Source organism: Bacillus sp. SORGH_AS_0510 (assembly GCF_030818775.1).
Taxonomy (GTDB): domain Bacteria; phylum Bacillota; class Bacilli; order Bacillales; family Cytobacillaceae; genus Neobacillus.
Genome location: NZ_JAUTAU010000001.1, coordinates 4454609 through 4475363, shown reverse-complemented (window position 1 = coordinate 4475363; position 20755 = coordinate 4454609). Strand labels below are relative to the sequence as shown.

General features: G+C 39.6%; 22 protein-coding genes. 15 read left to right on the top strand and 7 right to left on the bottom strand.

All coding sequences use genetic code 11. The features are described 5' to 3' along the window. Positions 1-23: 23 nt before the first annotated feature. Together hpaB and QE429_RS22760 are read right to left on the bottom strand one after the other, a co-directional pair. Positions 24-1469: a 4-hydroxyphenylacetate 3-monooxygenase, oxygenase component gene (gene hpaB / locus QE429_RS22765; protein ID WP_307290276.1), complete on the bottom strand. Its 1446-nt coding sequence runs from the start codon at positions 1467-1469 to the stop codon at positions 24-26. A gap of 327 nt (positions 1470-1796) precedes the next feature. After that, entirely contained in the window at positions 1797-1937 is a 141-nt protein-coding gene (locus tag QE429_RS22760) for a hypothetical protein (RefSeq protein ID WP_307290274.1), read from the bottom strand. A gap of 94 nt (positions 1938-2031) precedes the next feature. Here QE429_RS22760 and QE429_RS22755 point away from each other — a divergent pair, with 94 nt between their 5' ends. From QE429_RS22755 to QE429_RS22735, 5 genes are all read left to right on the top strand, one after another. Then, positions 2032-2556: a dihydrofolate reductase family protein gene (locus tag QE429_RS22755; RefSeq protein ID WP_307290272.1), complete on the top strand. Its 525-nt coding sequence runs from the start codon at positions 2032-2034 to the stop codon at positions 2554-2556. Positions 2557-3519: 963 nt separating this feature from the next. After that, positions 3520-3945 (top strand): DMT family transporter, encoded by a 426-nt coding sequence (locus tag QE429_RS22750; RefSeq protein ID WP_307290270.1) that lies wholly within the window; start codon positions 3520-3522, stop codon positions 3943-3945. A 31-nt stretch (positions 3946-3976) separates the two neighbouring features. Next, positions 3977-4672 carry a Crp/Fnr family transcriptional regulator gene (locus tag QE429_RS22745; protein ID WP_307290269.1) on the top strand — a complete coding sequence of 232 codons (696 nt, stop codon included), beginning with the start codon at positions 3977-3979 and terminating at the stop codon, positions 4670-4672. Positions 4673-4687: 15 nt separating this feature from the next. Then, positions 4688-5176 (top strand): DMT family transporter, encoded by a 489-nt coding sequence (locus QE429_RS22740; protein WP_307290267.1) that lies wholly within the window; start codon positions 4688-4690, stop codon positions 5174-5176. Between the two features lie 64 nt (positions 5177-5240). Next, entirely contained in the window at positions 5241-5861 is a 621-nt protein-coding gene (locus QE429_RS22735) for a cupin domain-containing protein (protein WP_307290264.1), read from the top strand. 100 nt (positions 5862-5961) lie between these two features. On the opposite strand, the gene lsrF is transcribed toward QE429_RS22735, so the two are convergent. From lsrF to QE429_RS22715, 4 genes are read right to left on the bottom strand one after another with little or no spacing between them, the layout of a single operon-like run. Continuing rightward, on the bottom strand, positions 5962-6753 hold the full coding sequence (gene lsrF, locus QE429_RS22730; protein WP_307290262.1) for a 3-hydroxy-5-phosphonooxypentane-2,4-dione thiolase: 792 nt from the start codon (positions 6751-6753) through the stop codon (positions 5962-5964). Positions 6754-6761: 8 nt separating this feature from the next. Continuing rightward, complete coding sequence (locus tag QE429_RS22725; protein WP_307290258.1) at positions 6762-7121, bottom strand: cupin domain-containing protein; 360 nt, start codon at positions 7119-7121, stop codon at positions 6762-6764. Positions 7122-7146: 25 nt separating this feature from the next. Next, positions 7147-8712, bottom strand: a complete 1566-nt coding sequence (gene lsrK, locus QE429_RS22720; RefSeq protein ID WP_307290257.1) for an autoinducer-2 kinase — start codon at positions 8710-8712, stop codon at positions 7147-7149. 18 nt (positions 8713-8730) lie between these two features. Next, positions 8731-9681 (bottom strand): sugar-binding transcriptional regulator, encoded by a 951-nt coding sequence (locus tag QE429_RS22715; RefSeq protein ID WP_307290256.1) that lies wholly within the window; start codon positions 9679-9681, stop codon positions 8731-8733. 273 nt (positions 9682-9954) lie between these two features. Between QE429_RS22715 and QE429_RS22710 the strand changes: the two genes are divergently transcribed. The 5 genes from QE429_RS22710 (at position 9955) to QE429_RS22690 (ending at position 15875) form a co-directional block, all read left to right on the top strand. Next, positions 9955-11490, top strand: a complete 1536-nt coding sequence (locus QE429_RS22710; RefSeq protein WP_307290254.1) for a sugar ABC transporter ATP-binding protein — start codon at positions 9955-9957, stop codon at positions 11488-11490. Between the two features lie 5 nt (positions 11491-11495). Continuing rightward, positions 11496-12527: an ABC transporter permease subunit gene (locus QE429_RS22705; RefSeq protein ID WP_307290932.1), complete on the top strand. Its 1032-nt coding sequence runs from the start codon at positions 11496-11498 to the stop codon at positions 12525-12527. Then, entirely contained in the window at positions 12499-13521 is a 1023-nt protein-coding gene (locus QE429_RS22700) for an ABC transporter permease (RefSeq protein ID WP_307290252.1), read from the top strand. Before QE429_RS22705 ends, QE429_RS22700 begins: the two co-directional genes overlap by 29 nt. 4 nt (positions 13522-13525) lie before the next feature. Next, complete coding sequence (gene lsrB / locus QE429_RS22695) at positions 13526-14590, top strand: autoinducer 2 ABC transporter substrate-binding protein LsrB (protein WP_307290250.1); 1065 nt, start codon at positions 13526-13528, stop codon at positions 14588-14590. A gap of 958 nt (positions 14591-15548) precedes the next feature. Continuing rightward, positions 15549-15875 (top strand): TIR domain-containing protein, encoded by a 327-nt coding sequence (locus QE429_RS22690; protein WP_307290248.1) that lies wholly within the window; start codon positions 15549-15551, stop codon positions 15873-15875. Between the two features lie 30 nt (positions 15876-15905). On the opposite strand, the gene QE429_RS22685 is transcribed toward QE429_RS22690, so the two are convergent. Further along, complete coding sequence (locus tag QE429_RS22685) at positions 15906-16490, bottom strand: HAD-IA family hydrolase (protein ID WP_307290247.1); 585 nt, start codon at positions 16488-16490, stop codon at positions 15906-15908. Positions 16491-16671: 181 nt separating this feature from the next. Between QE429_RS22685 and QE429_RS22680 the strand changes: the two genes are divergently transcribed. The 5 genes from QE429_RS22680 to QE429_RS22660 all read left to right on the top strand — a co-directional run bounded on the left by QE429_RS22680 (position 16672) and on the right by QE429_RS22660 (position 20699). Beyond that, positions 16672-17772, top strand: coding sequence for a DUF1835 domain-containing protein (locus QE429_RS22680; protein ID WP_307290246.1), 1101 nt, complete (start codon positions 16672-16674; stop codon positions 17770-17772). A 37-nt stretch (positions 17773-17809) separates the two neighbouring features. Then, complete coding sequence (locus QE429_RS22675; RefSeq protein ID WP_307290245.1) at positions 17810-18646, top strand: alpha/beta hydrolase; 837 nt, start codon at positions 17810-17812, stop codon at positions 18644-18646. Between the two features lie 97 nt (positions 18647-18743). After that, positions 18744-18989 (top strand): DUF2164 domain-containing protein, encoded by a 246-nt coding sequence (locus tag QE429_RS22670; RefSeq protein WP_307290243.1) that lies wholly within the window; start codon positions 18744-18746, stop codon positions 18987-18989. Between the two features lie 127 nt (positions 18990-19116). Continuing rightward, positions 19117-19671 (top strand): RNA polymerase sigma factor, encoded by a 555-nt coding sequence (locus QE429_RS22665; protein ID WP_307290241.1) that lies wholly within the window; start codon positions 19117-19119, stop codon positions 19669-19671. Next, entirely contained in the window at positions 19668-20699 is a 1032-nt protein-coding gene (locus tag QE429_RS22660; RefSeq protein ID WP_307290239.1) for a DUF4030 domain-containing protein, read from the top strand. The genes QE429_RS22665 and QE429_RS22660 overlap by 4 nt, the downstream gene beginning before the upstream one ends. Positions 20700-20755: the final 56 nt, after the last annotated feature.

Sequence of the window (20755 nt, the reverse complement as noted above, 5' to 3'; positions counted from 1 at the left end):
TGCATATTTATGTGCAGCTCTTTTTAGTGTAAATCTAAGAAATCATTTACGTTCTTTACGTGCTCACTTTTTGGATAGGTTTGGTACAAAGTACTAGACAACCGAATTGGATCACCAAAAAAGTACCTTTCATAGTGAGTTTGTCGGGTTCCAAATGAGCTCATTGTCAAATCCCAAGCTAATCGGAATATTTTCACTCTATCTTCGGCCGTCTTACTGGCGCCTTGAACATATTGATCAAGGTCCGGACGAATAACCGATTCAAAGGCATTTTCGCTAGGTAAGGACACCATCCCGCTTGCTCCAATTAATTGAATGATTTCACTGAAACGAGGATAAATTCGTGGAAAGACGTTAGTAGCCACCTGAAGAGGACGAAGGCTAGGACGCATAAATCCCCATTCATCCAGTTGTGCATCCTTTTCTGCTTTCTCCAATAAGGCTTTCATCGTTTCGAGTCCGATAATGATTTCAGATAGTTTTTCCTGAATATGCTGGTATTCACGAACATTTATCGTCTCGACCAAAAGTTCCGCAATGCCTAAGACAAACTCAGTTTTTACGATTTGCCTAGTTAGCACTTGGTGCGTGGCGAAATGGTGAAAAGAGCTATGGAGCATGAAATCAGAGGCCGCTTCGACATTATCATAAAAAAACACTCGTTCCCAAGGTACTAACACGTTATCAAACACCACGATGGAGTCCATCTCTTCATAACGAGAACTTAATGGGTAGTTAAAAGAAGAGTCCCCACCTACAAATGATTCCCTACAGATAAACTTTAGACCTGCTGTATCCGAAGGGATAGAACAGGCAAATGCCTCGGCTGGGTCCATGAACTTACTCGGAGCTGAATAAACTAATACTTCATCTGTTAAACCACCTTGTGTCGCGAGGAGCCTGGCCCCTTTAATGACGATTCCTTTTTCATTTTTATCAACGACTTTTGCGGAAATGGGTACTGAGGAGCAATCGAAGTTGTATTGGGAGCGATTAATTTGGGGTGTAATGAATGTATGTGTAAAGCAAAGGTCGTTTTCTTTCGCTTTTTCATAGACAGATAAAATGTTTTCGGGGAAGCAGTTCTCTTTCCCCTTTATGAGGGCAGCCGAAGAAGAGGCAAAGCTCATGATGATTGTATTCATGTAGTCAGGACTTCTCCCCATCATCCCATGAGTGTGTCGAGCCCATGTCTCGATCATCTCGCGTCTTTTCCTTAAATCCTCTTTTGTTTTCGGCTGCAAGAACGAAAGCCCTATGCGGTTATTCGTTTCTGGTGATAGGTAAGTCATTTTCTCCAACAACTCACTATCATTCTGCAAATCATAAAGCGATGCTTTTGTTTGCATGATGCCTTTAAAGGCAGGGTGTTCAGTAAGCATTCCCTTAATTTTTTCACCGTTATACCAAATTTCAATTTTCATTTTATTTAATCGGTCTAAAAAATGATTCCCCGTAATTATTCCCATATGAACACTCCCAATTTTGTTGAAATCGTACATGTCAGCTAGTTCTATTTTATTGGATAACCTGTTGGCCTGTTCCAATAGGATAAGCCTTGTTTTAAAATTGGGATTTTATCATATGAAAATTTTTTTTATGGAAAAAGGGAATGTTTTCTTGTTTAACTCAGTACTGGCTCCGCCTTCGCCATATACCATGATAGCCACACGCGCTATCCCCACTATTGAGTACTATACCCACTTTTTATTAATAAACTATGTCATTTTTGTTAGAAACATATTAATCATTTGTTACAACAAAAGAAAACAAGCAACCTCCTATTGGTTGCTTGCTTAGTCGCTTGGCTTTTGATCGTTTGTGGAATGATCAATGAACTCAGCCAAATCCTCTTTCATTTGGTCAAAATTTTCCTCTGTTTTGGTTTCCCAAATGCTATATTTGATTTCGGAAGGTTGATTTTCCCTTTTCTTCATATTGTGGATTCACCTCCATATTAGGGTTTCTATTAGTAGTAGAACTATACGTATTTGTTTATACTAAATGCTTAGGAATGGAGGAGAGATATTAATGGCAAGAGAGATTGTTTTATTTATAGCAGCTAGCTTAGATGGTTTTATCGCAAAGGAAGGCGACGATTTAGATTGGCTTCATGAAACCGAGGGTGAAGGGGATAACGGTTTTTCCGAAATGTACGAATCAATTGATACCATTATCATGGGGAAAAAAACGTATGATTATGTGGTAAACGTGACAGATACGTTCCCGCACTCCGATCGGAAATGTTATGTGTTCTCAAGAACAGAACAGGGCTCCAATGGAGAAGTAGAGTTCGTAAATGAGGATGTCATTGAATTTACTAAAAGATTAAAGCAGCAAGATGGCGCGAAAATATGGATGGTGGGCGGTGCTAACTTGCTTGATGCGTTTATGAAAGAAAAGTTAATCGATGAAATTATTATAACTTTTTCACCACATATACTTGGTTCAGGCATTCCATTATTTAAAGCTCCCAATCCAGAGTTTTCGTTAACGCTGCTTGAGGTAAAGCGGTATAAGCAATTTGCGCAAATGCATTATAAAGTGAAACATTAGACCTTATGGATTTTTGGGGAAGGTCTTTTTTTTGTGGGGGGATTTTTGGATTCGCTGATAAAACTCGGAAATTCGCTGATAAACTTCCAGATTCGCTGATAAACTCCGGAAATTCGCTGATAAACTTCCAGATTCGCTGATAAATGCTAAAAGTTCGCTGATAAACTTTGTATTACATTGTTTTAGTGTAATTTTACACCGGTTAGCACCTTCTACGAGCCCGAATGAACAATTTAGAAGAGGATTTGGTCGCGTAGGTTGTGTCTACGAGCCCGAAATCACTCAAGCAGAGGAAGAAAAGGTCGCGTAGGCTGCGTCTACGAGCCCGAAATTTTCATCCAGAGGAAGAAAAGGTCGCGTAGACTGCTTCTACGAGCCCGAAATTGTCTTTCAGAGGAAGAAAAGGTAGCGTAGCCTGGGTCTACGAGCCCAAAATTTTCATCCAGAGGAGGAAAAGGTCGCATAGCCTGCTTCTACGAACCCGAAATTTTCATTCAGGAGTTGAAAATGTCGCGTAGCCAGCCGCTATGAGCCCGAAATCTTCATTCAGAAGTTGGAAAGGTAGCGTAGCCTGCTTCTACGAGCCCGAAATCTTCATTCAGAGGTTGAAAAGGTTGCGTAGCTAGCCGCTAGGAGCCCGAAATCTTCATTCAGAGGTTGGAAAGGACGCGTAGCCAGCCGCTAGGAGCCCGAAATCTTCATTCAGAAGTTGAAAAGGACGCATAGCCAGCCGCTATTAACCCTAACTCTTCATTCAGAGATCGATTGGGTAACGTAAACCGTCCCTATATGACCAAATCCATCAACTAGATCACGCATGAGCCACATAAATTTTCTTCTTTTTCAAAAAACAATTCCTTTAACTAAAATAGATAACTTTTTTACATTTAGGACATATGTCCTTCCCTAAACAGCTCAAAATACATTTTAATAATGATAAATCAACGATGGAGAGTGAAAAGGATGAAGGGAATCTTTTTTGCGTTTTTAGCAGGGGCATTTATTACCCTGCAGGGAGTAGCAAATACAAGAATTAGCAATGATATAGGCACATGGCAAGCCGCGACCATTACTCAGTTAACTGGATTTATAGTGGCCCTGCTTATACTCATGTTCACCCGTGAAAAAAAATACCAAGGCTTCAAGCAGGTCAAACCGTTATATTTAGTGGGTGGGACCTTTGGAGCGGTTGTTGTGTTTAGTAACGTCACGGCAATTCAACACATTGGCGTAACCTTTACCGTTGCCGTTATCTTGATTGCCCAGCTTTGTCTAACCTTTATAATAGACAGTAACGGGTGGTTTGGGTTAACGAAACAGAAAATGAAGCTGCCGCAGTTTATTGGTATCGGAATGATGATTGCTGGGGTATTGATTCTTAGATTCTAAATGTATGCAGGTGGAAGGTGGGTCATAGCAAATGAAAGAGATAAAAGATCGTGCGCAATTACAATCATATATAGATACTTTTCAGCTAGAACCCATATTTAATCAACAGCTACACCCATATTTGTCTCTTTACAGCTTTGAAGAAGGTGAACTCATTTGTACCCAGGGTGAACCTTCCGAATATTTGTACGTTCTCGTGAAAGGAAAGGTTAAGATCTATACCAATTCTTCAGAGGGTAAAACGCTTATCCTATCGTTCAAGACGCCGCTTGAAGTCATTGGCGACTTGGAATACGTACAGGAGATTGATTTCCTCAACACAGCGGAGGCTGTTTCACCGGTTTGTATGATTGGAATACATCATCGCTGGTTGCAAAAATATGCAAAGGACCATGCGCCGTTCCTGCAATTTTTATTAGGAATTATCACGAAAAAATTCCACGTCAAATCCAAATCGACGAATCTTACCATCATGTATCCCGTCGAAGTGCGTTTGGCTAGTTACCTCATGTCGGTCTCCCTAGACGAATCGGCCTCACTTAATAAGAGCCAAATAAGCATTAGTATAAAAGATACGGCGAATCTGATAGGAACTAGTTATCGGCATCTAAATCGCGTCATCGGCCAATTATGCGACGATGGTCTGATCGAGCGCCAAAAGGGAGCCATCCTCATTAAGGACCGGGATCGATTGAGGATGCTGGCTGGGGATAATATTTACGAATAGTTAGGGGTGTAGATTATGATAATTGGACTATTATTCTCGCTGGTGGCTGGAGCGCTGCTAAGCGTACAAAATATTTTTAACAGTAAGGTTAATGAACGTGCGGGGTCATGGGCCACAACCACTTTAGTATTAGGGTTAGGTTTCTTAGCTTCCATGACTTTCGGTCTGCTCTTTGAGGGGAAAGAATTATTTCATTTACAAAATATGAAGCTTTGGTATTGGTTCAGTGGCTTACTGGGGATAGGAGTTGTCACTTTTATTGTACAGGGGATGAAGCACCTGGGACCAAGCTACGCCATCTCGATCGTATTTGCTTCACAGCTCGCATTTGCTTTGGTGTGGGACTCTCTTGGGTTATTAGGGTTAGAAAAAGTTCCATTTACTTTTAAGCAGTTAATTGGTGTGCTCATTATTGTCGGTGGGGTTGTTGTTTTTAAATTTGCGGGTAGACGAGAAAGGCAAGTACAGGCTAAAAAAATGTTAGAGTTAACGAATGAAGTTTGAATCTGAGTACCTTCCCTTCACAAGTGCATAGGATAGCTTTATAAACTGTGAAGGGATTGAGAAAATGTATTATATTCCCTATATGTATCCTTATCAATATCTTTATTATAATAATGTTTCAATGTCAAACTTTGGAAGACAGGCTGTTTATTGGACTTATCCTTATGGGATAGAGCATGCTAACAGATTTAATTCATTTCGCTCTTCCAACGGTGATGGAAGTGTTGTTTTAACAGATTATGGACCAAAACCATTTGTGGTTAACATCAATGAAGCATCGAAGCAAAACAATACGTATCGCACTGCTTTATGGACAGGGAAACATTTACAGGTTACTTTGATGAGTCTAAATGTTGGCGAAGATATCGGTTTGGAAATACATCCGAATGTTGATCAATTCTTACGGATTGAACAAGGTCAGGGAATTGTTCAAATGGGTAATAGTAAAGAGAATCTAACCTTTGCAAGAAATGTCTATGATGATTCTGCCATCATGATACCTGCCGGAACATGGCATAATCTAACTAATACAGGTAATACTCCGTTAAAACTTTATTCAATCTATGCTCCTCCTAACCATCCATTTGGTACTGTGCATGCTACCAAAGCAGATGCAATGGCTGCAGAAGAAAGAAACAGTGATGGCAATAGAATAACAGAGGTTAGTAAAATAAAATCATATTAGAGATAAATATATTTCAAATAACAAATTATATTAAACTATTGGTATCTTAAAAAGAGAACGGCTTACTGCTTAGTAAGCCGCTTTTTCTTTAAAGGGTTTATTAAAATACTTTGGTTTGTGTTAACTGTGAATAAAGATCCAGCGCTTCCTTCACATTTAACCCCTTGTGGACGATTCCGTTAATTGCACGAATCATGGCTTCCGGGTATTCAGACTGCCAAATATTACGGCCCATATCTACACCTGCAGCACCTTGGTTCATCGCGTTATAGGTTAAATCCAGTGCATCTTTAATTGTTTCTAGTTTAGGACCTCCAGCAATAACGATTGGAACGGGGCACGTGCTTGTTACTTTTTCAAAGTCTTCACAGTAATAGGTTTTAACAATATCTGCTCCCATTTCAGCCCCAATCCGAGAAGCGAGTCCTAGGAATCTAGCATCACGCTTTTCAAGTTCCTTACCTACAGCAGTAATGGCGAGAACGGGAATCCCATAATCGTGTGCTTCCGTAACAACATTCGCTAAGTTAGTCACCGTTTGCGTCTCATATGCAGAACCAACAAAAATAGATACGCCGACACCAACCACGTTATGCCTAATGGCTTCTTTAACAGGAGTAACAATGTGCTCGTTAGCTAAATCATTTAACACACTTGGTCCACCAGAAACTCGTAAAAGGACAGGCTTGCTTACACCTGCAGGAATGCATGCATCCAATGTCCCACGTGTGACAAACAAAGAGTCGGTATGTGGCAGAAGGTCTTTGACGGTTTCACCAGGCTTTTCAAGTCCATGGACGGGCCCGAGGAAATAGCCGTGATCAATTGCGAGCATAACGGCCTTCCCATTTGGTAAAATTTGATTCATTCTATTTTTAAATCCCCAATTCATCGTTCCATTCACTCCTTCATTTTTGGGTTATCAACAATTACGGAATCTCTTTCACTAATATGTGGCGACTTTATAAATACGGCTTTAAAATCGACGGAATTCGTATTTTTTAAATAGTGTGCTTCCATCGGACGTACCTGTAGCATGTCACCTGGCTTTACATGGACAGGTTCACCGTTTATATAAATATCAATTTCACCTTCAAGGATATAGAAGATTTCCTCACAGGTAGTATGATAGTGGTTATCATGATCATCACCAGGTTTTAAAAGAACCACTCCAATATCCACATTGGGTCCTTTAGATAAGTATTTTGGGCCATGGGTGCCATAACGATATTCATTGTTTTCCTCACTTGTGTGAAACATTCGTTTCACCCCCTTTCAAAAAAATCTAAATGGTTACTCCAGGTGCAATCCACATATGGTTTGTCATACCGGAATCGGCTAATTTAAGCTGTTCGGCGTAAACTTTACGCCAATGTTCATAAATGGCTTGATACTCTTGATGGTTTTCTAGATTAGGAGAATGCACTCTTTCCCATTTCACTATGTCGGTAATAGCAGATTCTAAGTTGGGGTATAGACCGGCACCGAGTCCTGCCATAATGGCTGTACCAAGTGCTGCAGCTTCTTTTTCAACGGGGACCTTTACAGGAATCCCTAGGACATCTGCCAAGGTCTGGCTCCATAGTTTCCCTTTTGAGGCACCGCCAGCAAAAATCGCTTCTTTAGGGAATTGTCCCGTCACTTCTTCTACAATTTTTAAATTGCCATAGGTAACTAGAGCGGCATTTTCTTGTATGGATTTAAAAATTTCTTTTTTACCAGTTTTGTTGGGATCTAGGCTGAGGTTAAGGAAGGATGGTGCTGCATGTCGCCAAGAGATATAATCCATGACATCAGAAAAAATAGGAATGATACCATTTGAGCCGATAGGGACATCTTTTGCCTTTTCTTCAAGAATTTCATAGGCATCACGTCCTGTTTGCTCTGCTTCCAGTTTTTCTATTTCACAAAAGGCATCTCTAAACCATCGCATGACAAGGCCGGGGAAGAAGGCGATAGTCTCGATTTGCCATAAATCAGGAACAGCATGACAATTCACACGAATACGGTTGTGAGGGTCAACCTTTAATGCCTTGATGTTAATTTCTTGTTGCCAAAAGCTGCCCCCGCAAATAAAAGTTTGGGCATCTTTAATGGCGCCAACACCAACGGATGCTAGCTGAGCATCACCACCCCCACTGAAGACGGGGGTTCCTGTTGCAAGACCTGTATATGAGGCAATAGACTCTGGGATTGTTCCTAGTAATTCACCTGCTTCGTTAACGGGAGGGAAGATGTTACTTTTAATTTCACATGCATCAGCAATTGCTGGTGTCCAGGAGCGGTTTTTAATATCGAAAATGCCTGTGGTATAGCCATTAGATGGGTCGACTTGAAGTTTGTTAGTGAGTTTGTAGAGGATCCAATCGTTGATCATTGTTAAGTAGGCAATTTTTTCATAGATTTCAGGTTGGTTGTTTTTAATCCATAGGAGTCGGGGGAGGGCGCCTAGTGCAAAGGTTTGGCCGCTTAAATCATACAACTGTTTTTCAAGTTCAGGATCGCTGTTTTTAAGCTCTCGTGCTTCTTTTTCGGCCCGGGAATCCACGTTGGCACATGCCCAGATTTCTCTGCCATTCTCGTCATAAAGGACAAATCCTTCACGCATGCTAGTTGCACTAATGGCCTTGATATCTTCAGGAGCCACACCAGACTTGTTGATTACTTGTTTCACACAGGTTTGGATGATCTCCCAATTCTTAATTACATCAAAGTCCATCGAACCAGGGTAGCGTGGGTCTTCAATATGAGTCCATTCAACTTGAGATACGGCAATCTGCCTGCCGGCTCTGTCAAAGAGCACGGCTCGAACACTGCCAGTCCCAGCATCAAAGACTAGGATGTACTCCATTCAAAGAAACCTCCTTATTTAAACGTGGATTTCTGCTTTTTTTAATAATGCAACAGCTGTTTCTTCATCGGTAATAAGTGTGTCGATGTAACCTCCTTTTAAAGCACCAAAAATCGCATCTACCTTTTGAGGGCCTCCGGCAACACCAATTACATTGTTAAGCTTTTTCAATGTGTTGAGGTGAGTACCAATTAAGCGATAATGGTGCGGTAAATCAAGAATATTCCCCTCAGCATCATAGAATTGCCCTAAAATATCACCCACTGCATTCTGATTTTTAATATAAATCAATTCGTTAAGGGTCATCTTTTCTTCTTTGATTATGGTTGAAGCGGTGGAAATACCGCCAATTCCAACAACAACATGATTGGATAGGCTAGCTAAATCAAGAATATTTCTAACAGATGGTTCAGAAAGCATATTTTTAGCCATTTCTTCTGAGGATGCTAAGAACGGAGCGGGAATGACATGAATACCCCCTTTAAATTTATCCACGCCTCCCTCTAGTGAATAATCACGTTTATGGAAATAGTAATTAACTCCACCTGTAAGTGTGACCATGGATACTTCAATGGAAGGATCAATAGTTAGTGATTCAATGGTGCGCGAAACTGCCTCACCCCAGCCGAACCCTAACAGTTCATTATTATTAATATTATTTTCAATATACTGTGCCGCCGCTTTTGATAGGGAACGGCTAAGTTCACCTTTAGGTGTAGGAATGACAAATGCACGAGGAAGGTTAAATACCTTGATGAGCTTGTGTTCGATTTCTAAACAATTGACCCCATGGCCTTTGATATGGAATTGAACAATATTTTCCGCACGTGCTCGGTCAAGTAAACGAACAACTTTGTTCCTTGATAAATTTAGCATTTCAGAGATTTCTGTTTGGGTTAAATTATCCTTGTAATAGTACCAGGCGACTTTAACTAGAAGATTTTCGGTAAATGCATCATTGTTCGACAATGTCCTCAACCTTTCAACAAATAATCATTGGGTAAACAAATGTTCAACTCTAATATCGAGTATAGAACTCAAAAAACGAAAAGTCAACCATTTCAAAATATTTAGGTAATTTACTTTAAACGTATTGACTATAGGTAGAATGTCATTTAATATTTTGCTTGTAAGCGCTTTATCTGAAAAATCAAAAATTTTATTCAGGTTTAAACAAAAGTTAATTCTACTAGAAAATGTTCATGAATAATAGTTTATAAAATAGCAGGGCAGGTGAACCAAATGCAAGACCAACTGATTCATATTCGGCATATCTATAAACAATTTGCAGGTAACCCTGTGTTAAAAGGAGTGGACCTCACTCTTAATAAGGGAGAAGTTTTTGCCATCGTAGGTGGAAATGGAGCTGGTAAATCTACCTTAATGAAAATCATTACAGGGTTATATCGTCCTGATGAGGGAGAGATTGTCGTTGAGGATGAAATCGTTTCGTTCCATCAACCGGCAGATGCTCATAAGCATGGTATCTATTTAGTGCCGCAGGAACCGCTAATTTTTCCAAATATGACTATTAGAGAAAACGTTACAATCGGTTTTCATGAGAATAAGGCTGAGTGTGAGAAAAGAATAAAGCATTATCTCTCCGTGTTAGGCTGGAACTTGGATCTAAATCGTAAAGGGTTTAGTTTATCCATTGCTGAGCAACAACTGGTAGAGCTCCTAAGAGGGCTAATAAGGAATGCAAAGATTCTTATCTTAGATGAACCGACCTCCACCTTAACTTTTAGTGAAATCGATTCACTCTTCGCTACAATTAAAAAGTTGACTACGGATGGGTTAGGCGTGTTCTATATTACCCACCGCCTGACAGAAATATTTGAGCTAGCTAATTCTGTCGCTGTTCTAAGGGATGGTGTAATTTCAGCCAAAGGGGCAGTAAAGGATTTCACTTATGAAAAATTGTTAGAAGGTTTAATGCCTGAACAAAGTAATAAAATCTCTGTTAGTCATGTAGATGATTCTAGTAAAGATAAAACTGCTAAAGTAAAAGATTTTAATACCCCCTCAAGTAAATCACATATTCCTGTTCTGTCTGTTAGGGACTTATCCGGTCATCGTTTTCAAAATGTCACCTTTGAGCTTTATCCTGGTGAAGTTTTAGGAATTGCCGGAGTCGTCGGTGCGGGCCGTACGGAGCTTGCCTCCGCCATTTTTGGTTTAGACCCGTGGGATTCAGGTGAGGTTTTCTTACTTCAAGAGAATGTAAAAGGTTTCTCATTACAGGAAAGGATTAATCGGGGGTTGGTTTATGTCCCTGAAGATCGACATCAACACGGTATTTTCTCCATTGCCTCTATTAAAATGAACATCACATCAACGATCCTACATCGGTTCAAACACTTATTCCTCCCATTTAAACAAGAAAAAGACATCTCAACAAAAGCAATTGATAACCTAAAGGTGGTTACTACCGGACAAAATCAATTGATCGGTAATCTATCTGGTGGGAACCAACAGAAGGTGGTTCTTTCAAAATATCTTGAAACAGGGCCAAAGGTCATTATTTTAGATGAACCGACACGGGGAATCGATGCCGGTGCGCGCGGTGATATCTATAAAATGATAGATGAATTGAAAGAAAAGGGGTTAGCAGTCATCTTGATTTCATCTGATACGGAAGAAATCGTTCAATTGAGTGACCGTGTCCTCGTTATGCATGAAGGTAGAATGACTTCTTCGATTTCAAGGGAGAATTTAACGATCGATTCTATAACCTCAGCTGCATTTGGGTTTAATAAGGAGTTGAAGGCTCTATGAATCTCCTGTCAAAGGTTTTAAAAGAAAGAGAAGTCTCGATTGTTATTCTTATCCTTGTCTTTATTGGGATTGTTGGTTCCATTAATAGTAAGTTTGTAACGGGTAACAGTCTGCTTTTGCTTGTAAGTAGCAGCATTATATTACTTATACTGGCTGTAGGACAGTCCTTTGTTCTGTTAACGGCTGAAATAGATGTATCCGTGAGCTCAACCATGGGAATATCGGCAGCCGTTTGTGGTCTGCTCTTAACTAATGGTGTTTCTGGATGGGTCGCAGTACTTGTGGTTCTCCTTGTCGGATTGGTTGCAGGACTGTTCAATGGGATCGGAGTGGCACTCCTAAAAATTCCAGCGATTATTATGACTTTAGGTACCCTAGGTATTTTACGAGGTCTAATGATTATCTCAACAGGTGGAAAATGGATTGAGGATATTCCAAACTATTTTAAAAAGTTATCAGGAGCTGATTTCATCGGTATTCCTTTTCCAATTTGGATTGGGATGATCATCCTTATTGCTGCGTTTCTTGTTCTAAAGATGACGAAAATGGGCCGTTATTTTTATGCTGTTGGGGATAATGCAGATGGTGCCCGCCTAATTGGAATTCCTGTTTCTAAAATACGAATTCTAGCCTTTGTCCTGTCAGGAATGTCAGCTTCAATAGCAGGGATGATTTTTGTTATGAACATTGGGTTTGTACCAAATCAAACAGGTAGTGGAATGGAGTTGCAGGTCATTGCTGCTGCCGTATTAGGTGGAGTAAGTTTAAACGGTGGATTAGGGACAGTGTTTGGTGCAGGACTCGGTGCCATTTTTTTAACCGCAATTAACAGCTCGCTAATTTACTTGAAAATACCTGCTTACTGGAACAACGCCATATCTGGATTTTTGCTCCTTCTCATCGTCATTAGTGACTCTAGATTCCAAAGCTATTTAGTTACTAGTCAATTTAAAAGAGGAAAGAGGCTTAAACAGCAGTCAATTGAAGGAAAAGGAGGGATTCACAACGATGAAAAAACAGATCGGGCCACTCTTTAGGTGGGAAAGTGCACTTGTTATTTTCTTATTTCTTGAACTGATTTTCTTCGGTGTGATGAATCCGGACTTTTTGAACTTTACTAATCTCATTTTTAGTATGAATGACTATGTTTACATCGGACTAGCCGCTATTCCGATGACTTACGTTATTATTACGGGTGGAATTGATGTATCTATCGGCTCAACAATCGGATTATCGTCCATTTCTATAGGTGTTTTTTGGATGAATGGTGTAAATATTTGGCTTGCTGTATTGATTGCTTTAATCATAAGCGCCTGTGCGGGTGCTGTGAATGGTGTGATTGTTGCTACAACTAATGTTCAGCCATTGGTTGTTACATTAGGAAGTATGTTTCTTTTCTCAGGAATCGCTCTAGTGATTTCTGGAGGAAGTGAAGCATCTGGGTATGAGGGCATCAGTGGTTTTCCCGATGCATTTGTACAGCTGGCGAATGGCCAAACTTTTGGGTTGCCCAACCCTATATTATTCTTACTCTTTTTTATGATTATTTTTGCTGTGATTCTAAACCTTACTCGCTTTGGCAGACAGGTTTTTCTTATAGGAATCAATATAAAGTCAGCAAGGTACAGTGGAATTCGTACAAAATCTATTTTAATTTGGTCTTACATTATTGCCGGTTTAGGGGGTGGTATCAGTGGAATCGTCTTAACCTCCTACTTCAGTTCTGCTAGATCAGACCTTGGAGCAGAAGCAGTATTGCCAGTTATAACCGCAGTTGTCCTTGGTGGAACTAGCATCACGGGTGGGAAGGGAACGGTTATTGGTACAGGGATTGCGAGTATTGTCATTGGTATGATGCAGTATGGTCTGCAAATGATGAGTATGACAAATGAGGAAACAAGCGTAGTGATTGGATTTTTGTTAATCTTGGCAGTTTTACTCCGTTTAGCTAATTGGAGCCATCTCCAATTAGTTATTAAAAAATTTAATAATAAAAAGGCCAATGTAAAAGGGCCGCAAAAGGGAGTGTAGATTAATGAAGAAATCTGGACTGTTAAAGCTGTTCACGGTGGTACTATCAGCATTCCTTCTGCTAGCTGCTTGTAGCAGTGGAGGGGAAAAAGCTTCAGGTGGGGAAAGCAAGAGCAAGAAAGATGTTAAATTAGCCTTTATCCCTAAATTAACTGGTGTTGGTTTTTTCACCTCTGGGGGAGAGGGCGCTAAGGAAATGGCAAAAGAGCTTGGAGTGGACTTGACGTATGATGGACCAAGTGAAGCATCTGTTGCTGGTCAGGTTAAGTATATTAATAACTTTGTTAACCAAGGATATAAAGCACTCATGATTTCCTCAACATCAGTTGACGGTTTAAACCAAGCGTTGGATCGCGCAAAGAAACGCGGCGTAAAAATTCTTACATGGGATTCCGACGTCAATCCAAAACATCGCTCTTTCTATATTAACCAAGGAACCCCTGAACAATTAGGCGGCTTGTTGATTGAAATGACAGCTAAACAAATTCCAGATAAAGCTAAGGTTGCTTTCTTCTACTCCAGTCCAACTGTAACAGACCAAAACCAATGGGTCGAAGCTGCAAAAGCTAAAATAAAAGCGGAACACCCTGGTTGGGAAATTGTTACGACACAATTTGGTGAAAATGATGCTCAAAAATCTTTAACAGTCGGTCAAAATATTATTAAAACTTACCCTGATATTGATGCAGTTATTTGTCCAGATGCTACGGCTCTACCAGCAATGGCTCAAGCAGCGGAGAACCTTAAGGTAGCAGGAAAGATTGCCATCACTGGCTTCTCCACGCCAAATGTAATGAGAGATTTTGTTAAACGGGATACCGTAAAGCAATTCGGACTTTGGGATGTTAAAAAACAGGGGGCTCTTGCAGCCTATGTAGCTTATCTCATGACGGTCAAAGGGAAGGACTTAAAAGTGGGCGATGAGTTTGACGTACCAAATGTAGGTCATGTTAAAATTGAACCGAATACGATTCAAGGATATGATTATACGGATGATCGCAGCGGAATCATCTTATTGCCGGAACGAGTAGTGTTTACGAAAGAGAACATTGATAATTACGATTTCTAAAATGCGTGGAAAGACTGCCTGTTGTGGCAGTTTTTTTCTTTTATAAACAATGTTTTATCTGTTCATACAGTCGTTACGATCGTTGGAATGATGTTTGTTGGGCATTTTTTATTAATTAAATTTATGATCAGTTTATAAAAATTAAAGAATTGTTCCCATCCCAACAGGGAAAAGTAAGCTGAAAAGGGGGGCAAATAAATCCATGCCTATGCTCATTAGGATTCTTCAGCTTACTTTACCGTGGATTTCCATAATATTTCTCCCAAAGAGGTCTTTGAAACACTATTTACCTGTTTCTATTTTCGCTTCACTCCTTGTATGCGGGATGTGTCTGTTAGCGGGTCCACTAAAATGGTGGAATAGTGCAGGTGGTTGGAAAGCAAGACTATTGAATGATACCAGTTTTACTTTTGGTCCTTTTTTTGTAGGGACATTATGGATTTTCCACTTTACCTTTGGGAATATGAAACGATATTTCTTAGCTAACTTATTAATGGACTCACTCTTTTCCTTCGTGCTATGCAAGTTTTATCAGAAGTTAAAACTGTTTAAATTAATTACATTTAAACCTGTGCACATATTCTTAACTTTTAGTAGCTTTTCTTTCATTATTTATGGATTTCAGTTGTTAGTACAGAAGAAAGTAGAAAAATGGAGATGACACTGCCGGTTCGGGCGGTGTTTTTTATTTGGCGAAACAATTTAGGGAATAAAACGTCTATTTTTATAGAGACCAGAAGGAGTTGGTAGGGTTGAAGGAGAATAAATGTCCGAAGTGTAATTGTGAAGAAGTTGCAGAAGGCACAGATTTTATGCCTATTAAACCTTTAAATAAGAAGTTTTCAATGGGTTCAAATAAGATTTATACTTTTTGTTTGAATTGTGGCGAAGTTATATCGATAAGAATAGAAAATCCTATGAAGTTTAGAGAGTAGGAAAGGAAAGTGAGTGGGGGGTTGTGAAGGTTATAACGTTGTGTGGTTCTACTAAATTTAAGGAGCAGTTCGAAAAAGCAAATGCATATCTAACTCTGCAGGGGAATGCGGTCATTAGTCTTGGTTTCTTTGAACAAAGTGAAGGCATTGAAATAACAAAGGAACAAGAGGAACTATTTGCAAAAATTCATCTAAAGAAAATTGATCTGGCGGATGAGATTTTTATCATTGATGTTGGTGGCTATATCGGAAGCAGCACCAGAAGTGAAATTGAATATGCGATAAAGGCAGGCAAACCTGTCCATTATTATTCTCAGAGTGAATTAGAATTGCTTACACAGAAAAACTAATCAAACGTTTGATTAACAAAATAAGACCCATTAAAGGGTTTTTTTTAGCTGGTTAAGCACTTCTGGAATGAATTCAGCATAGCTGTCTATATGAAAATCAGCTTCTATGTCGCGGTTTTGAAAGGCGACGGTTTTAATATTTAATTTCCTAGCCGGTATTAAATCCAACTCACGGTCACCCACTACCAAATCAATATGGTGATTTTTTAGTACATATTCATATGATGCACTGTGTGGTTTTCTGGTGAAGCCTTGTTCTTCCACTGAGACAACTTCCTTAAAGTAGTTAATTAAATTGTATTTTTCAAGGAGAAATATGGTTGATTCCTTGTCACGATGAGTCACTATAATATTATTTTCAACAGATGCGAGGACTTCTTCTAATTGCTCGAAAGGCTGGCTTTCATTTTTTGAATAATAGTTATGTAATCGTGTGTATTCTTCACGTTGTCTCTCATCGATTCCATAGTGTTTAAAAGCAGTCTTGGAATCTTTTTTCAGCCATCTCAAAACTTCCGTGCGATCTAGGTCCTGTTTGCTTAAACTGATGAATCCCTCCACAAGTGCCGGATAGGTATCAAAAAGAGTCCCGTCGAAATCCCAAAGTATGTTCATAAATATCCCTCTTTTACTTAATGTTTTGTTTTTTAAAGACAGTACCATAGAATGAAAGAAAAAGGAATGATTATGGTTGCCGGAAAACTAATCAAACGTTTGATTAAATCGCTGGAACCATTGGTATATAAGGGCTGAAAAAACTAATCAAACGTTTGATTAAAAAAAGAGGTGGAGTGCCATGAAAACGAGAAATAACTATCCATACATCTATTTTTTCACAGAACCGAATGTTGTTTTTGTTTATGAAATCCAAGGGGATAATTATTTAACTGTGTCGCAGTTGTCTGAGCAGGGTGGATGGGAAACATATGAAATTACGGAAGCGTTCGAAGAATTTAATCATAAAGAATATAGTCCGTTAGAAGGCCGAGGTTATTCGATTAGGCTAGATGATGTTAACTTCATGGTAGGTAAAATAAATAAACTCATTCGAATACATAGAAAAAGTTCTAGTCTTATAAAGAAGGATGGTCCGGTACATCTTGTGTCTTCGGAATCGGCTGCGGGTGCTTTAAAATTTGGATTAGAACGGCCCAAAACGGTCATTACATTCCAAGGTTTATTCTCAATCGGCCCGTTATGGAAGCTTGATGATAAAGTGGGACAAGCTGAACGGTTTAAATGGTTAAATGAGAATATTAATCTTGAACAGGATGATTACGAGCTAGAAAATCATTTTACTAAGACTCTGCTAGAAATAGAGGACCTCCCTGAGGATGTACTTATATACATTTGGACGGCTAATAATGGGAATGAACAAACCGGGCTTCGATTCATGCTGCATTTATTAAGGGGAAAAGAGAATGCAGTCGTTGTAATGAATACGACAGAACTTTACAAGAAATGGATCGGCTCTATGGACGAGATAAGTTACTCGAATTCCCTGCATCCGGATGAGTTAAGGCTCCTATTCGAAAAAAGCCAATCGAGCAAGCCGTTAACCCGAGAGGATCGATTACAGTTATTGGAAGAATGGGGATTGCTTTCGCAAACGAAAGAGAATTTACGTCTATGGAAAAATGGAAAAGTAACCAGCGTGACAGAAGATTATTTTGATGACCTTATATTAGAAACCATCAGCAATCTGCATAAAAAGCAAGAAGCAAAAGACTTTATTCGGGCAGGGAGAGTAATTGGAGAAACCCTGCATCAAATGGAAGAAATAGTGGGTGATTCTTATCTAGAGTATCGAATTAGATATTTAATCTATACAGGATCCCTGGAGCTAAAAGGAATTCCAAGATCGATGCGGCATTATAGTGTGAAATTGACAGGTTAATTATAAATAAATAGAAGGTTAAAGGCGGGGGAGTGGCATGAAACAAGAAGGGAAATTTAAAGGTGTTAATGGAGTGGAGTTATATTATCAAGCACTGCATCCAGAGGTAAATGCTCCAAAAGCGGCTGTTATTTTAGTACATGGTCATGGTGACCACAGTGGTGGATTGCAAAACCTTAGCAAGAGTTTGGTAGAAAAAGATTTTTTGGTGTATGCCTTTGATTTGCGTGGACATGGAAAAAGCTCAGGTAAAAGGGGATTCATTCGGGAGTGGGATGAATATAGGAATGATTTACATGCGTTCCGACAGCTAGTTGCCTCCGAAGTTCCCGAACTGCCACTATATATTTTGGGGCATAGCATAGGTGGTGTCATTGCTCTTGAATATACATTAGATTATAGTGAAGGACTTGCAGGACTCGTTGCCATTTCTCCAGCAATTTCTTATGAGGTCACACCTTCAGAGAGAATCCTTATATCGTTAATGGGTAAGCTTAAACCAGATTACAGTATTGTAAAGACTGGTAACCCGCAAATATTAACGAAGGATCCTGAGGAACTTGCGCGACTAAGTTCGGATGAGTTACGTCATGATGTAGTAACACCTGGATTGGGACGGGGATTAATGCGGGCAGTTCAACGGATATCCAAGGAGACAAAATCAATTAAACTACCATTTTTATTACAGTTTGGATTAGAGGATGAGCTAACGCCACCAGCGAAGCTGCTACACTTCTTTACTACCGTTTCATCGCCAGAAAAACAGAAATATGAGTATCCACTTGTGAGACACCGACCATTTGATGATCTTGAGCGGGAACAATTTTTTGAAGATATGACTAATTGGTTAGATAAGCAAGTTGACATTCTATAACGGGTCGTTGACACAAAAGTTCGTAAAAATATAGCCTGTAATTTTCTAACTTTCAAGGGTATAGTGACTGTATTGAAACTGTAAGGAGTGGGCTAATATGTTTTTTAAATTAACTAAAGAGCAGCAACAGGTAATGATTTCTGATATACAATCTTTCTTTTCTGAAGAAAGGGATGAAGTACTTTCTGAATTTGCAGCAGAAAGAGTGTTAGATTTTGTGAAGGAGTCACTTGCGCCACACTTTTATAATGCGGCTGTTTTAGATGTAAAGCGTGTGGTGGAAGAGCGATATGCCGCTATTGAAGATGAGATTTTAACGCTGGAGCGCCCAATAAAGAGATAGGTAATTGAACGTAAGCATGGCGGATAAGCCATGCTTTTTATTTTTTTACAAAAAAAATGCAACCTAAATGGGTTCTTCGTCGCCTAAAAGGTACAAACAATGAAAAAAAGAAGGGGGTGCTTCTATCATGGATCAGAAAAAGCTGATTGAGCGGATTCGCAATGGAGAGGATTCAGCGTTTGCTGAACTCATTCATCCGTTGATTGAAAAAGGATATCGTGCCAGTTATTCGATTCTACGTTCGAAGGAACAGGCGGAAGAGGTCGTCCAAAACGCAATGATTGAAGCGTACAGAAACATTATGAGCGGAAAGGAAATTCATTTTTTCAGTACATGGTTTTATAAACTAGTGTCTCACAGGTCCATTGATGTTTTGAGAAAGAACGGAAGATTAAGAGAATCGGTACTTGAATTAGAATCCCTGCGTGATGAGCAGGGTGTGGTGGATAGCGTGATAAAAGAGGAAACTGAAAATGAAATAAGAAGGGGCATATGGTCTCTTGAGAACAGAGATTACCGAAATGTCCTTCTTCTCTATTATTATCAAGAGTTAACGATTCAGGAAGTGTCTGATTTACTTGGAATCAATAGTTCCACAGTAAAATCACAACTGCGGCGGGCACGGAGCGCTTTGAAAAAAAGATTGCTAGAAAAACAGTTGATAGGGGTGAATACACAATGAAGATGGATGAGTTTTTAAAGAAAGAAATTGAGGAAGATATGGAAAAAATTCAAGTTCCTTCTTCTCTGTACGATTTTGCTAGGAATATTAAGGCGGAATCAGAGGTAAAAAATATTCACGAAGCCCCATTTTTGAAAACGAGACGTAATCGGAAATTCCATTATGTTGCAGCAGCAGTCATTGGTCTAGGTATCCTAACAGGCTCGGCCTTCCTCAGTCCATCGATAGCGGAAATGGCTTCGAAGATTCCTTATTTAGGGCAGGTATTTCAAACCAAACCGGTTTTCGAACTAATCCATGATGCTTTGGAGAAGGAAGGATACAAGAATCTCGCTTTGGGTATGACCCCTGGAGAAAAGGTATTGTTTGAGATTCGAATGGAGGGGTCTGAAAAGGATGCGGACCGGGAGAGAAGGAAAATCACAGGAATCGTAGAGGACATCCTGAAAAGTAAAGGGTATGATTCGTACGAAGTCAAAGTGACATCCTTTATTCCAGAAGTTGTGGAAGAGACGGAAGAAGAAAAACAAATGAGGCAGCTTGGATTGAAATTGGAAGAAGGACTGAGGAGCTCGGGTTATGATATTATGACCGTTAACCCGTATAACCCGAAAATAGAGGTAAGTATTCCGTTAACAGAAAAGCGCGTTGATGAAATTCAAAAGGCCACACTTGAGCTTGCAAAAGAGAACGGTTCGGATAAAGAAGTAGTGATGGATGTGGTAGATGTAGAGAACCAAAAGCGTGAGGGCTTGTGGATGGATTATTTGAGGAGTATTCACGAGGGGCTAGCATTGAAGAAGGAGTATAAAGTTTCCAGTTATGGTTATTCGTATAAGCCGGAAAAGGTGAAAATCATAATTAAAACTAGTATGACTGCTTCGGACGATGGGACCAAAGAGACGGTTGGAAAAATTCGTGACGAGATTAAGGCGTTCCTTGATAGTGAAGACGTTAAAGCAAAGGTAGATCACCAGCCGTATGAGGTTATTGTCCGCGATAAGAGTGGAAAGGATTTTCCGTTCTAGGTATAAGTTAAATTATCTTTTGTTGCAACAGCCCCCCTTCTAATTGAAGGGGGGTT

Coding starts and splice junctions, on each gene's coding strand:
- hpaB (WP_307290276.1), bottom strand. CDS start 1,469: ATGGGAATAATTACGGGGAATCATTTTTTAGACCGATTAAATAAAATG.
- QE429_RS22760 (WP_307290274.1), bottom strand. CDS start 1,937: ATGAAGAAAAGGGAAAATCAACCTTCCGAAATCAAATATAGCATTTGG.
- QE429_RS22755 (WP_307290272.1), top strand. CDS start 2,032: ATGGCAAGAGAGATTGTTTTATTTATAGCAGCTAGCTTAGATGGTTTT.
- QE429_RS22750 (WP_307290270.1), top strand. CDS start 3,520: ATGAAGGGAATCTTTTTTGCGTTTTTAGCAGGGGCATTTATTACCCTG.
- QE429_RS22745 (WP_307290269.1), top strand. CDS start 3,977: ATGAAAGAGATAAAAGATCGTGCGCAATTACAATCATATATAGATACT.
- QE429_RS22740 (WP_307290267.1), top strand. CDS start 4,688: ATGATAATTGGACTATTATTCTCGCTGGTGGCTGGAGCGCTGCTAAGC.
- QE429_RS22735 (WP_307290264.1), top strand. CDS start 5,241: ATGTATTATATTCCCTATATGTATCCTTATCAATATCTTTATTATAAT.
- lsrF (WP_307290262.1), bottom strand. CDS start 6,753: ATGAATTGGGGATTTAAAAATAGAATGAATCAAATTTTACCAAATGGG.
- QE429_RS22725 (WP_307290258.1), bottom strand. CDS start 7,121: ATGTTTCACACAAGTGAGGAAAACAATGAATATCGTTATGGCACCCAT.
- lsrK (WP_307290257.1), bottom strand. CDS start 8,712: ATGGAGTACATCCTAGTCTTTGATGCTGGGACTGGCAGTGTTCGAGCC.
- QE429_RS22710 (WP_307290254.1), top strand. CDS start 9,955: ATGCAAGACCAACTGATTCATATTCGGCATATCTATAAACAATTTGCA.
- QE429_RS22700 (WP_307290252.1), top strand. CDS start 12,499: ATGAAAAAACAGATCGGGCCACTCTTTAGGTGGGAAAGTGCACTTGTT.
- lsrB (WP_307290250.1), top strand. CDS start 13,526: ATGAAGAAATCTGGACTGTTAAAGCTGTTCACGGTGGTACTATCAGCA.
- QE429_RS22685 (WP_307290247.1), bottom strand. CDS start 16,490: ATGAACATACTTTGGGATTTCGACGGGACTCTTTTTGATACCTATCCG.
- QE429_RS22680 (WP_307290246.1), top strand. CDS start 16,672: ATGAAAACGAGAAATAACTATCCATACATCTATTTTTTCACAGAACCG.
- QE429_RS22675 (WP_307290245.1), top strand. CDS start 17,810: ATGAAACAAGAAGGGAAATTTAAAGGTGTTAATGGAGTGGAGTTATAT.
- QE429_RS22670 (WP_307290243.1), top strand. CDS start 18,744: ATGTTTTTTAAATTAACTAAAGAGCAGCAACAGGTAATGATTTCTGAT.
- QE429_RS22665 (WP_307290241.1), top strand. CDS start 19,117: ATGGATCAGAAAAAGCTGATTGAGCGGATTCGCAATGGAGAGGATTCA.
- QE429_RS22660 (WP_307290239.1), top strand. CDS start 19,668: ATGAAGATGGATGAGTTTTTAAAGAAAGAAATTGAGGAAGATATGGAA.